Origin of the sequence: Mesorhizobium sp. PAMC28654, assembly GCF_020616515.1 — a bacterium.
Lineage (GTDB): Bacteria > Pseudomonadota > Alphaproteobacteria > Rhizobiales > Rhizobiaceae > Mesorhizobium.
Genome location: NZ_CP085135.1, coordinates 1,078,997 through 1,091,749 on the forward strand (window position 1 = coordinate 1,078,997; position 12,753 = coordinate 1,091,749).

Genomic DNA, 12,753 nt, shown 5'->3' on the forward strand with positions numbered 1-12,753 from the left:
CTAGACCCCACCTATGCAGCGGTGTTAGGCGGTGGCCTGTGCGGGACGGGGCTTTTAATTCCATTTCGCCACCGTACCGGTCTCGGTGGCATCAATATCCTGGCTATCTTTCTCCAGCATTGCCGTCGGACGAAAGCGGCGGTAGGCATTGGGAACTCGCTGACGCGTAATTCATGCAACCTCAGTCTTCGTTTCGCTCATCGGCGACCAATGCGACAGCAGACGTTCCGCTGCCGCAAGCGGATTGGATACGATCTCGGACAGGTCCATTTCTCGTGCGAGCCCCGCTGAGAATTCGCGAAACGGCAATAAGTTGATGAGGGGAACACCTATCAGGACGGGAACGGATAGCTCAAGCGCGCTGGCGATCAGCGATCTAAAACCGCCTCCTTCGACCTCGGTCTTTCCGAATTTGCAGAGGACCAGAAGATCGGGTAGTGCATCAGTTTGAAATTGGCGGCCCTTGAATATGTCTCACCCCGGCCATAACTCCATCGTAACATCTGGGGCCGATGATCGGAACAAGCCGCGCGCATGGGCGTTGCGGCTCTGTAACCGTTTTGGTAACGTCCTCTCCAATCTCGCTGGGGGCGTTCGGCCTGATTCGAACGGAGATGAAAATGCCAAAAGGACCGAACGGGGAAAGACGCCCAGCCGACTCCATCGGCATGTCGGTTATGATCGCGAAGATCGCGACGGGCGAAATCGAAGACAACAAGAAGTCGAACCGCACCAAGTCGGGCAAGGCGGGTGCGAAGGCGCGCGCGGAATCCATGACGAGCGAGGAACGGACGGAGATCGCCCGCAAGGCGGCGAACGCGAGGTGGAGTTGATGCCGGCTCCGTATTCACCACTTGCCTTCGCAAATGAGTTCATTTTGCTTGCCGAACCATATGGCGTCGAGCACATGAAATTGCAGAAGCTTGTCTATATTTCTTATGGGTGGTGGCTTTCTGTTCATGACGAGCCCGTATTGAACGAGCAACCGGAGGTCTGGCGGCATGGGCCGGTGTTCCCGTCCCTCTACCGCCTCCTAAGGGAGCATGGTTCAGCCGCAGTTTGTCATCCGCAGCGCTCCATATTTAATCGCCAGCCGGACCGCATAGACAACACTGACGAGGATGTTCTCTCTCTTGTGCGGTGGGTTTGGGGAAAATACCGCCACATGTCTGGCTTCCAGTTGTCTGATTTGACTCACAAGGAGGGAAGTCCTTGGCAAATTACGGTTGCAAAATACCAGTATAGTGTTCCTTTTCACACAGAAATACCTGTAGATGTTATCCGTGATCATTATAGAGGTTTAGCGCGCGAGTTGGTTAGTGGAGCCGTGGAAGCCTCAAACTGAAGATGTAAGCGAAGAACGGATTCCTATACCTAGGAATCCGTCATCGAAAGACGAATCAATAGAGACATTCTCTCTTGATAACGAGCACAAGAAATATAAGAACCATGATCTCAGAAGTGACATCAAGCTAAAACGGGCGTATTTCTCTCAGACTAGAAAAATAACAAAGAATTGGGTCTGCTTCATTATCTGTGCCTCTTCCCTCCAATTCGTGGCACGACTGTTTCATGTCGGCTTTGAAGCTTCTGAGTTCATCGCTTTAATTACAACTACCACCGCAACGCTTGTAGGTTTTTGGGCGATCGTGGGAGCCTATTTGTTTCCTCGGCGGCATAAATCAGACTGAATAAAATGCTTGATAACTGAATTTATCAAGCTATATTAGAGGCATGAACAAGCTGCCTCTCGCCACTCGCGTCCAAATCCTCTCCATGCTGGTTGAAGGCTCATCCATGCGCTCAATCGCTCGCGTGGCTGATGTTTCGTTCAACACCATTTCAAAGCTGATGATCGAAGCGGGCGAGGCTTGCGCCGCCTATCACGATGAAACCGTGCGCAACGTGAAGGCGAAAAGGGTGCAGTGTGACGAGATTTGGAGTTTCACCTACGCCAAGCAGAAGAACGTCGAGACGGCCAAGCGCCAAGACCTCGCCTATGGCGATACATGGACATGGACCGCGCTGGATGCCGACAGCAAGATGATCATTTCGTATCTTGTCGGCGGTCGCGACAGCGACTATGCGCTGGCCTTCATGGGTGACGTTGCGGGGCGCGTTGCCAATCGCGTCCAGATGACCACAGACGGCCACAGGGCCTATCTGGAAGCGGTTGAGGGTGCCTTTGGTGCCGATGTGGACTATGCGCAGCTCATCAAGATCTATGGGGCTTCGCCGGAAAGCGCCAAGGGCCGTTACAGCCCCGCCGACTGCACCGGGATCAAGAAGAACCGTATCGAAGGCTCGCCCGATCTGGCGCACGTCAGCACGTCATATGTCGAGCGCATGAACCTCAATATCCGCATGGGCAATCGCCGCTTCACGCGCTTGACGAATGCATTCTCGAAAAAGATCGACAATCATCTTCACATGCTGTCGCTCTATTTTTGCCACTACAATTTTTGCCGCATTCACAAGACGCTCCGCATGTCGCCGGCAATGGCCGCAGGCGTCTCTGAAACCCTTCGCGATGTCGAATGGATTGTCAGCCTTATCGACGCGCGCGAGGAAGCCCCGAAGCGTCCGAAGACCTACAAGAAAAAGACCCCGGCCTTGTGAGCCGGGGCCGATAGACTCAGGCGAAAATCATTTCGATTTGCACCGGCTCAATACCGGGGAATTTCATTCCGGTATTGATCTCGCTAATGCGACCCTGGTTGATGCGGAAGTGTGCAGCGATATCGTGCTGGCATACTCCAACGTCAATCAAGGCTTTGATTTTAGCTGCCATTTCTGGCGTTACGGGAGGGGATTTCCGCTTGCGCGGCATCGGTATTACGGTCTCAATAATCACTGCTTTCTCCGTCAAATGCGGACTTCGCACTTGCTCACGGAGAAGGGAAACGCTAGTATCCTAAGCGTTACGAGGGAGACGTAGCGTCCCCTTTCTCCGAGTGACCTGCGTGCGAGTCCAATCACATTTGCAGGTCATTTTGATTCTGGGGCTGGCGTGGGTTTCGTAGACCCGTTGCCGGCCTCAGTAGTTCTGGACCGAATCGGCCCACCCGACAATTTAGAGGAATTGGCAACCGGCGTGGAGTCCGCCGAAGTGGATAACGTGCGTTATCCCGCGAGAATCTTTACCCCGCCATTTTCAAACTGATGCACTACCGAAGATCGGTTTGGCTTGACAACTGCACTTCGGCAGTCGTGCAGGCGCGGAGCAGCCGATCGGCATTCAAAACGCACCCTCGTGCGTGAGGACCTCGATCATCCGAAATCCCGTGAAGCTCACCCGTTGCGAGGTCGCGCAGATACATATCGCATTTCACGCGACCTGGTTTCGGCTCACTGCGCTGGATAAGGCCGGCCAATTGCAAGCCTTGTTCAGCCATGGCGGTTGTGAATTCCTGCAAGAAAGCTTCGAACTGGGGACCGTCCGAATAAACGATTGCGGTGATTGGATAACCAGGTCTACCGATCTGCATGCGAGAGTTCCTTCCGGTAGGAATTTGCGTTAATTAGCCGCGAATCGCGGCTGGTCAAACGGAAGCACCTCCAGGAGCGAGCCGACTTCGACGGGTGTTGATGCGCCAGGCACAATGGCAACGGCGTCGGCGAACACCATGGGCATCATTCTGTGCGAGCCATCCGGCCCGCTGCGGTGTGCGGTCAATCGACCCTGCTCGACGTTCAAACGGACCGGCAGCAGTTCCGTGCGATCCGGTTTGCGGGGATGTGTGAAGTTTATTTCGGCCGTGATGCGGTTCGCTGGAGCTTGGCCGAGAAGGGCTTTCATCATCGGGCGCACGAAGGCGAGCGCGCCAAAGGCTGCAGCTTGTGGGTTGCCGGGCAGTCCTATGAAATACGCACCTGCAAGCGTGCCGAAAGCCAGCGGCTTTCCGGGCTTCATCGCCACCTTGACGATATCGAGGCCGCCCCCGGCACGTACGACGGCATTGCGCACATGATCCTCTTCGCCGACCGACATACCGGCGGTGACGATGACGAGGTCGACCACTCCCGCGATGCTTTCGAGTGCTTGCGCGATGGCAGTCAGGTCATCACGAACGGTTAGGGACGTGACATGCACGCTCGGCGCCGCCAGCAGCGCGCCAAGCATGGGCCCGTTGCTGTTGTAAATGGCGCCAAGGGGAAGCGGTTCGCCTGCATTGCGAAGCTCGCTTCCAGTCGCGAGAACCGCGACCCGCAGGGGACGGGCAACCGAAACCGTTGCAACGCCAAGCGCGCTTAGCAGCGCAATTTCTGTCCAGCCGATCATGCGACCTGGCCGAAGGACAGTCGTGCCCTGTCTTACGTCCTCGGCAACCCGTCTAACGTGGCTACCGGCTTCAACGTCGAGCCCGAACTGCACGTGATCGCCCCTGCGGGTTGCGAGCTCCTGCATAATGACGGTATCCGCTCCCCCTGGCAATGGAGCACCCGTCATGACGCGATGGGCTGTCCCCGGTGTCAGCACGTCCGGTTTGTCGCCAGCGCGCGTGCGACCGGATAAGGGGAGGATTAGCGGCACGCCCGTCTCGCCCGAAAGACGGATGGCATATCCATCCATCGCCGCCTGATCGAACGCAGGAAGGGGGCGCGGAGCTTCGATCGTCGCTGCCAGGATGCGTCCGACCGCACGCACCAACGGCACATCTTCCTGCCTGTTGAGCGGTTCAGCAAGCGCGACGGCGACGGCTCGAGCCGTTTCAAACGACATTATCTGGGCGCCTGAGCGGAAGCAGTCGTTGCGTAGCGCACCCATCGTCAGCCAGCCTTCGCCGCTGGCAGGGACTTTTCGAGGATTGCGCGCATCGCCGCGAGGCCAGGATCCTCCGCTCGATTCATGAGACCGATGAGCTGCGTCCAATGGTCGTCCGATGCGGTATCCAGGAAATTGCGAACGGCCGAGCCGACGATCTCGGCTGGCAAGCGACCGGACGCATCGGCAGCCGTAGCCAAACGGGTCAACAAGGCGGGCTCGTCGAATGCTGCGACGAGACCCATGGCGACTTTCGGATCTTCCAGCGAGGCTATGAGGTTTCCAAGCATCGCATCGTCCTCACTGCACCAACGGCGAAGACGAGCCGTCGATATCAATCCCCCTGATATCCGCCTGACCGACAAGCAAAGAGACGTATTGCGCCGTCGCTTGCCGATTGACGTGCTCGGTCAAGTAAGCGGCGATGCGGTCCCGCACGACCTCGAACGGGAGCTGGCGGCCGTCGATCCGTCGCGTCAGGCGGATGAGATGGACGCCGTAACGTGTCTCGACCGGAGGCGAGATGTCACCGGGGACGAGATCAATCAGAGCGGCTTCGAATTCCGGTGTCGTATCGCCCGGCCCGATCTGACCGAGGCTGCCACCGATGGCCCCCGATGGGCAATCCGAGCAATCCTTCGCCAGCGCTGCAAACCCTCCGGTGCAATTGCCATCTCCGATCTCAGAGCCAGCGCCTTTTCTCGCGCTGCGGCGAAAGCTTCGCTTTCATCGCGGCGTGCGCCGATGAGGATGTGATCGGCTTCGTAGAGCGCTGGCGTCACGAAGCGGCGAAGATTGTTCTCGTAGAAGCGACGCAGCATCTCCTCGTCCGCCTCCGGCACACGGACTTCGCGTTCGATGAGGCCACGCACTAGCGCATCCTCATCGGTCTCCTGGCGTCCGTCCTGGTCGGTCCTTTGCTCCGCGGCGATATCGAGACGCCGTGCTTCCTGCAGGAGCAATTCGCGAATGACCAGCGCGCGGGTCGCCGCTTTCCAGCCCTCGCCCGGATTGCGAGCGGGAAAGTTCTGCACTTCGGCGGCGACGGCCTTATGCGAGATCGTCACACCATTGACGGTTACTGGCGGCATCGCCACGCGCTCGCGCGATGGAGTCGTGTCGGGCGTCGCCGGTCGGTGCTCGTGTGGATGTTCGCAGGACGGTGCGCGGCTGGCCGCGTGATCGATGATGAGAGCGGTCATGACTTACTCCGCAGGTTGGCGGGCGGGACGAGCAACTGCAGGCCGCACCGACGCTGGAGATCGAGCTGTTGACATGGGGGTGCGCACCCGTCGCCCCGCAAAACGCGTGCGCACCACCTGATAGCCGGGGCGCCCGAGATACCAGATCGGGGCACTCCAGACGTGGACCAGCCTTGTGAACGGAAACACCAGGAAGATCGTCATTCCAAGCAGGAGATGCGCCTTGAAGATCGGGTTGACGTCGGCGACATAGGCTGCGGCCGCTGGCTGCAAGGTGAGAATTCCCTGAGCCCAGTTCATGAATTTCACCATCTCGTGGCCATCCATGTGACCGAGCGAGACGAAGATGGTGGACAGGCCAAGAGTGAGTTGCATCCAGAGCAGCAACAGAATGGCGATGTCGCCGGGAGCGGACGTGTTGCGGATGCGGGCATCGAACAGCCGACGATGGGCGAGAAGCGCGATACCGACAAAGCAGGCAACGCCGGCGATGCCGCCAACGGTGATGGCGAGCCCCTGCTTGAAACTGTGGGAGATGCCGAGCGCGTCAAACACCCAGATCGGCGTCAACAGACCGACGAAATGCCCGCCGAAGATCGCCAGGATACCGACATGGAAGAGATTGGAACCCCAGCGGAGCTGCCGCCGTCGCAGAAGCTGGGAGGAACCTGTCTTCCAGGTATACTGCTCGCGGTCGAAACGGATCAGACTCCCAAGCAGGAAGACGGTCAGGCAGAAATACGGATACCAGCCAAAAAGAGCGTCGTTGATTGCGTTGGACATCGCTTGCCTCCGGTCAGGCCAAATTATGCCGCGCGTCGCGGTTCGCCGCGCGCATCTGGATTCTCAGCCGATCGACGGAACAGCCGTCGGTCGCATTTCCTGGGCCGAAAGTGACGGCAGTTTCTTCCCAGGCGGCATCGATGGAAGCCAGGTCGTCGGGCTCGTCATTGATCTCGACCGTGTCGGCGATCACAGCGGTTTCGTTTATGATCGAGAGCGCGGCCGTGAACACGGCGGCATAACCTCCGGTTCGCTTGGCCAACCTTTCCTCAAGCAGCGAGAAGATATGGGCGGTTTCCTTGAGCAGGCCACGCGCCTCCTCGAGCGGGCAAGCGGACAGAAACTCAAGGAAAAGCGGGATGAAATCGGGCAACTCGTTTGCCGCGATAAGAAGTCCGCCGCGTTGATAGTGCTCGAGCAGATCGACCATCGCCTGTCCACGGTCACGGCTTTCGCCGTGGATGTGCTCGAAGAGATGCAGCGAGTGGCGACGCGTCTTGTCGAACAACTCCACATAGCGCTCTTGGAGATCGTACAGATCCAGTGTGCCCAGATCGGCAAGCAGAGGGCGCAGTTGCTCCCTTGCTTCGACCGATATCAGCCCCTCGGCCTCGATCGCCGCGGTAATTTCCGGGATTGCCGAGGAAAGGTTCTTCGTCGGATAGGCTAGGAGCGCCGAAAGCGCCTTAAACGTCCTGTTCGAGCGCGGCACCGTCATCACGCGATCTCCATCGGGTTGGTTGGTCGCTTGGTCTGCTTGGTGCCAAAGAGGTTCGTCTCCGTGGAGCCGCCCGAGCAGCCGTTTCCGAACGAGAAGCCGCAGGAGCCGCGCATGTCCTGGGCGTCCTCGCTCCATTCGCGGTGTGCCGTCGGGATGACGAACCGGTCCTCGTAGTTCGCGATCGCCATGACCTTGTACATTTCGTCGATGGCCGTGCCCGTCAGCCCGACCCGCGCCGCAATCGACTCGTCGAGGCGGCCGTCGATCGTCTTCGCCCGCATATAGCTGCGCATCGCGAGCATGCGTTCGAGTGCAAGAGCGACAGGCTCCTCCTTGCCCGCGGTGAGCAGATTGGCGAGATACTGGAGCGGGATGCGCAGGCTGCGCACATCGGGCATGTCGCCGTCGACGCCCATTTTGCCTGCCGCGGCCGCTGATTGGATGGGCGAAAGCGGCGGCACGTACCAGACCATCGGCAAGGTGCGGTATTCCGGGTGCAGCGGGAAGGCGATTTTCCACTCCATCGCCATCTTCCAGACGGGCGACAGTTTCGCCGCTTCCAGCCAGTTGTCGGGTATCCCGTCAGCGCGAGCCTGGGCGATAACGGCTGGGTCGTTCGGATCGAGGAAAACGTCGAGCTGCGCCTGATAGAGATCTTTCTCATCCGGAGTGCTGGCGGCCGCCTCGATACGGTCCGCGTCGTAGAGGATCACGCCGAGATAGCGGATACGCCCGACGCAGGTTTCCGAACAGACCGTCGGCTGCCCCGCCTCGATGCGGGGGTAGCAGAAGATGCACTTCTCCGATTTTCCCGACGACCAGTTGTAGTAGATCTTCTTGTAGGGGCAGCCAGAGACGCACATGCGCCAGCCACGGCATTTGTCCTGGTCGATCAGGACGATACCGTCCTCCTCGCGTTTATAGATCGCTCCCGATGGGCATACCGCCGCGCAGGTCGGGTTGAGGCAGTGCTCGCACAATCGCGGCAGATACATCATGAAGGTGTTTTCGAACTGACCATAGATATCCTTCTGGACACCCTCGAAATTCACGTCCTTCGAACGCTTCTCGAACTCGCCGCCGAGGATCTCCTCCCAGTTCGGTCCCCATTCAATCTTTTCCATCCGCTCGCCGGTGATCGCCGAACGCGGGCGGGCCGTGGGGAACGCCTTCGATTCCTTCGCCGTGTGCAGATGCTCGTAATCGAACGTGAACGGCTCATAGTAGTCGTCGATCTCCGGCAGGTCGGGGTTGGCGAAGATGTTGGCAAGGATGCGCCATTTGGCGCCCATCTTCGGCTCGATGCGGCCGTTCTTCTTGCGCCGCCAGCCGCCATTCCATTTCTTCTGGTTCTCCCACTCCTTGGGATAGCCGACGCCGGGCTTGGTCTCAACATTGTTGAACCAGGCGTATTCGACGCCTTCCCGGTTGGTCCAGACGTTCTTGCAGGTGACGGAGCAGGTGTGGCACCCGATGCATTTATCGAGGTTCAGCACCATCGCGATCTGAGCACGGATTTTCATTCTGCAGCCTCCTTCGGCGCTTCGGATGCGAGCGGCCCTTCGAGCCAATCGACATTGGCCATCTTGCGGACGACAATGAATTCGTCGCGGTTTGAGCCCACGGTGCCGTAATAGTTGAAGCCGTAAGACTGCTGGGCGTAGCCGCCGATCATGTGGGTAGGTTTCAGCACCGTTCTGGTGACCGAGTTGTGGATGCCGCCCCGATTGCCGGTCATCTCCGATCCTGGCGTGTTCACGATCTTTTCCTGGGCGTGATACATCATCATCATGCCCGGCTTGATGCGTTGGGAGACAACGGCACGCGCCGTGAGCGCGCCGTTGATGTTGAAGACCTCGACCCAGTCATTGTCGACCAGGCCGGCCGTCTTGGCGTCGGTCTCGGAGATCCACACCACCGGGCCGCCGCGGTTGAGCGTCAGCATCAGCAGATTGTCCGTATAGGTGGAATGGATGCCCCACTTCTGGTGAGGCGTGATGAAGTTGAGGACGATTTCCTTGTGCCCGTTGGGACGGACGTCCTTGATACCCGGGATCGTCTTGAGATCGACTGGCGGCTTCCAGGTGACGAGCCCCTCGCCGAAGGCCCTCATCCACAGGTGATCCTGGTAGAGCTGCTGGCGGCCGGTCAATGTCCGCCACGGGATCAATTCGTGGACGTTGGTATAGCCGGCGTTGTAGCAGACCTTCTCGCTTTCAATGCCGGACCATGTCGGTGAAGAGATGATCTTGCGCGGCTGCGCCTGGATATCGCGGAAGCGGATTTTTTCGTCTTCCTTCGGCAAGGCAAGGTGGGCATGTTCTCGGCCGGTGATTTCCGACAAGGCTTCCCAGGCCTTGATCGCGACCTCGCCATTGGTCTCCGGCGCCAGCATGAGAATGACCTCGCAAGCGTCGATGTCGGTCTCGATCTTCGGCAAGCCCTTGCCCGCACCATCGAGATGGACCGCCATTCAGCGCTCCGAGCGCCTCGACTTCGTGCTTGGTGTTCCAGGCGATGCCTTTGCCCCCGTTGCCGATTTTCGTCATCAACGGCCCCAGCGCCGTGAACTGGGCGTAGAGATTGGGATAGTCGCGGGTTACCAGCGTCACGGACGGCATGGTCTTGCCCGGGATTGGCTCGACTTCGCCGAGCTTCCAGTCCTTCACGTCGAGGGCCTGGGCCATCTCGGCCGGGCTGTCATGCTGGATCGGAGTGAGAACCACATCCTGCTCAACGCCTAACACCTCCTGGGATACTTCCGAGAAGGCTTTGGCGAGGCCCTTGTAAATCTCCCAGTCGGAGCGCGACTCCCAGGCAGGATCCACTGCCGCCGACAGCGGATGGATGAAGGGATGCATGTCGGACGTGTTGAGGTCGTTCTTCTCGTACCAGGTTGCCGTCGGCAGCACGATGTCGGAGTAGACGCAGGTGGTCGACATGCGGAAGTCGAGCGTGACCAGAAGGTCGAGTTTTCCTTGCGGCGCCGTCTCGTGCCAGACGACTTCGGTATTGCGGACCGCCCCTTCCGCGCCGAGGTCCTTACCCATCACACCGTGGGTGGTGCCGAGCAAATGTTTGAGGAAATATTCGTGCCCCTTGCCTGATGAGCCGAGGAGATTTGAGCGCCAGACGAACATGTTGCGCGGCCAGTTGTCCGGATCGTCGGGATCATGACAGGAGAGTTCCAGTTCACCGGATTTCAGCGCCTTGACCACATAGTCCTTCGGCTCAAGACCGGCGGCTTCGGCCTTGGCGGCGATCGTCAACGGATTCTGCTTCAGCTGGGGCGCCGAGGGCAGCCAGCCCATACGCTCGGCGCGAACGTTGTAGTCGATGAAACTCTTGTTCCAGTCTCCTTCGGGCGCGGTCGGCGACAGTATTTCGGCAGCCGTCAGGGTCTCGTAGCGCCACTGGTCGGTCTGCGCATAGAAGAAGGACGTCGAGTTCATGTGCCGGGGTGGCCGCCGGCTCCAGTCGAGCCCGAACGCAAGCGGTGTCCAGCCCGTCTGCGGGCGGAGTTTTTCCTGTCCCACGTAATGTGACCAGCCGCCGCCCGATTGACCGATGGCGCCGCAGAAGACCAGGAGATTGATGATCCCCCGGTACGTCATGTCCATGTGGTACCAGTGATTCACACCAGCGCCGAGGATGACCATCGAACGGCCGTTGGTTTTTTCCGCGTTAGTGGCAAATTCACGGGCAACCGTGATGATCGCATCGCGCTTTACCCCGGTAATGCGCTCCGCCCAGGCGGGCGTGAACGGCACGTCCTCGTCATAGCTCTTTGCCGCGTGATCGCCGCCAAAGCCACGATCGAGACCATAATTGGCCATCATCAGGTCGTGCACGGTGGCAACTGCCACCTTGGAGCCATCGCTCAGCTTGATCCGCCGGATCGGGAGACTGCGGGTGAGGATCTCACCGTGATCGGTCGAGACAAAATGCTCGGTCGCGCGACCGCCGAAGTAGGGGAAATCGACAGCTGCAATCTCGGCTTTCTTGCCAGCAAGCGTCAGCCTGAGCCGAATGTCTTGGCCACTGCCGTCCTTTTCCTCGAGATTCCATTTGGCGCCCTCGCCCCAGCGATAGCCTATCGAACCGCGCGGCGAGACGAGCGCATCGGTGGCCTCGTCGATCGCGACCGTTTTCCATTCCGGATTGTTGCTCTCGCCCAAGCCACCTGCGATCTCCGAGGTCCGCAGGAGCCGTTCGGGAACGAACCGACCATCACGCTCCGTGAGGCGCACCAGGAACGGCAGGTCGGTGTATTTGCGGGCGTAATCGTCGAAATACGGGACAGTACGATCAAGGTAGTATTCGCGAAGAATGACGTGGCCCATGGCCAGCGCCAGTGCAGCGTCGGTCCCCTGCTTCGGGTTGAGCCAGATGTCGGCAAACTTGGTCGCCTCGGCGTAGTCCGGGCTGACGACGGCGCTCTTGGTGCCCTTGTAACGAACTTCGGTATAGAAGTGCGCGTCGGGCGTCCGTGTTTGCGGGACGTTGGAGCCCCAAACGATGATGAAGCCGGCATTGTACCAGTCGGCGCTTTCAGGAACGTCGGTCTGCTCGCCCCAAGTCTGGGGGCTGGCCGGCGGCAAGTCGCAATACCAGTCATAGAAGGACATGCACACGCCACCCATCAGCGACAGGTAGCGTGAGCCCGCTGCATACGAGACCATCGACATGGCCGGGATCGGCGAGAAGCCGATGACACGGTCGGGACCATGTGCCTTTACCGTATAGGCATTGGCCGCCGCGATGAGTTCGTTCACCTCGTCCCAGGTGGCGCGCACGAAGCCACCGTGGCCGCGGATAGAGATGTAGGATTGCCGCTTGTCAGCATCCTTGACGATCGAGGCCCATGCGGCAACGGGCGGCATCGTGGTGCGGGCGGCCCGCCACAGCTTCAACAGCCGGCCGCGGATCATCGGGTATTTCACCCGCGCGCCGGAATAGAGATACCAGCTATAGGAGGCACCACGCGCGCAGCCGCGCGGTTCGTGGTTGGGGAGATCGGGCCGCGTGCGTGGATAGTCGGTCTGCTGTGTCTCCCAGGTGACGATGCCGCCCTTGACATAAATCTTCCACGAGCAGGAGCCGGTGCAGTTCACGCCATGGGTGGAGCGCACGATCTTGTCGTGCTGCCAGCGCTTGCGGTAACCGTCCTCCCAAGAGCGATCCTCGTTGGTGACGATGCCGTGGCCGTCGGAGAAACTGTCGACGGTCTTGCGAAAAAAGGTTAGCCGGTCGAGAAAATGCGACATTGCTTTTGCCTCTGA

General features: G+C 59.4%; 13 protein-coding genes and 2 pseudogenes. 4 read left to right on the forward strand and 11 right to left on the reverse strand.

What is annotated here, in order from left to right; translation table 11 throughout:
- A pseudogene (locus LGH82_RS05440) lies at positions 1-117 on the forward strand (YitT family protein); the annotation flags it as partial.
- A gap of 54 nt (positions 118-171) precedes the next feature.
- Here LGH82_RS05440 and LGH82_RS33585 read toward each other — a convergent pair.
- Entirely contained in the window at positions 172-471 is a 300-nt protein-coding gene (locus tag LGH82_RS33585) for a DUF2478 domain-containing protein (protein ID WP_227349492.1), read from the reverse strand.
- 206 nt (positions 472-677) lie between these two features.
- On the opposite strand from LGH82_RS33585, the gene LGH82_RS05450 reads away from it, so the two are divergent.
- The 3 genes from LGH82_RS05450 to LGH82_RS05460 all read left to right on the forward strand — a co-directional run bounded on the left by LGH82_RS05450 (position 678) and on the right by LGH82_RS05460 (position 2,619).
- Positions 678-833, forward strand: coding sequence for a hypothetical protein (locus tag LGH82_RS05450; RefSeq protein WP_227347598.1), 156 nt, complete (start codon positions 678-680; stop codon positions 831-833).
- Positions 833-1,345, forward strand: coding sequence for a Panacea domain-containing protein (locus LGH82_RS05455; RefSeq protein WP_227347599.1), 513 nt, complete (start codon positions 833-835; stop codon positions 1,343-1,345). The genes LGH82_RS05450 and LGH82_RS05455 overlap by 1 nt, the downstream gene beginning before the upstream one ends.
- Before the next feature lie 389 nt (positions 1,346-1,734).
- Positions 1,735-2,619 carry an IS1 family transposase gene (locus LGH82_RS05460; protein ID WP_227347600.1) on the forward strand — a complete coding sequence of 295 codons (885 nt, stop codon included), beginning with the start codon at positions 1,735-1,737 and terminating at the stop codon, positions 2,617-2,619.
- Positions 2,620-2,635: 16 nt separating this feature from the next.
- Here the strand turns inward: LGH82_RS05460 and LGH82_RS05465 are convergent, their stop codons facing one another.
- The 10 genes and pseudogenes from LGH82_RS05465 to LGH82_RS05505 all read right to left on the reverse strand — a co-directional run bounded on the left by LGH82_RS05465 (position 2,636) and on the right by LGH82_RS05505 (position 12,738).
- Positions 2,636-2,854 (reverse strand): hypothetical protein, encoded by a 219-nt coding sequence (locus LGH82_RS05465; protein WP_227347601.1) that lies wholly within the window; start codon positions 2,852-2,854, stop codon positions 2,636-2,638.
- Positions 2,855-3,167: 313 nt separating this feature from the next.
- Positions 3,168-3,488, reverse strand: coding sequence for a DUF2478 domain-containing protein (locus LGH82_RS05470; protein ID WP_227347602.1), 321 nt, complete (start codon positions 3,486-3,488; stop codon positions 3,168-3,170).
- A gap of 29 nt (positions 3,489-3,517) precedes the next feature.
- A complete protein-coding gene (glp, locus tag LGH82_RS05475; protein ID WP_227347603.1) occupies positions 3,518-4,723 on the reverse strand; it encodes a gephyrin-like molybdotransferase Glp in 1,206 nt (401 codons plus the stop codon).
- 47 nt (positions 4,724-4,770) lie between these two features.
- Entirely contained in the window at positions 4,771-5,010 is a 240-nt protein-coding gene (locus tag LGH82_RS05480; protein ID WP_227347604.1) for a hypothetical protein, read from the reverse strand.
- Positions 5,011-5,065: 55 nt separating this feature from the next.
- Entirely contained in the window at positions 5,066-5,410 is a 345-nt protein-coding gene (locus LGH82_RS33460; RefSeq protein ID WP_319799944.1) for a peptidylprolyl isomerase, read from the reverse strand.
- Complete coding sequence (locus LGH82_RS33465; protein WP_319799918.1) at positions 5,311-5,967, reverse strand: hypothetical protein; 657 nt, start codon at positions 5,965-5,967, stop codon at positions 5,311-5,313. The genes LGH82_RS33460 and LGH82_RS33465 overlap by 100 nt, the downstream gene beginning before the upstream one ends.
- A 3-nt stretch (positions 5,968-5,970) precedes the next feature.
- Entirely contained in the window at positions 5,971-6,750 is a 780-nt protein-coding gene (narI, locus tag LGH82_RS05490; RefSeq protein ID WP_227347605.1) for a respiratory nitrate reductase subunit gamma, read from the reverse strand.
- Positions 6,751-6,763: 13 nt separating this feature from the next.
- Positions 6,764-7,468 (reverse strand): nitrate reductase molybdenum cofactor assembly chaperone, encoded by a 705-nt coding sequence (narJ, locus tag LGH82_RS05495; RefSeq protein WP_227347606.1) that lies wholly within the window; start codon positions 7,466-7,468, stop codon positions 6,764-6,766.
- Positions 7,468-8,994, reverse strand: coding sequence for a nitrate reductase subunit beta (gene narH / locus LGH82_RS05500; RefSeq protein WP_140583124.1), 1,527 nt, complete (start codon positions 8,992-8,994; stop codon positions 7,468-7,470). The genes narJ and narH overlap by 1 nt, the downstream gene beginning before the upstream one ends.
- A pseudogene (locus LGH82_RS05505) lies at positions 8,991-12,738 on the reverse strand (nitrate reductase subunit alpha). The gene narH and the pseudogene LGH82_RS05505 overlap by 4 nt, the downstream one beginning before the upstream one ends.
- Between the last annotated feature and the right edge of the window lie 15 nt (positions 12,739-12,753).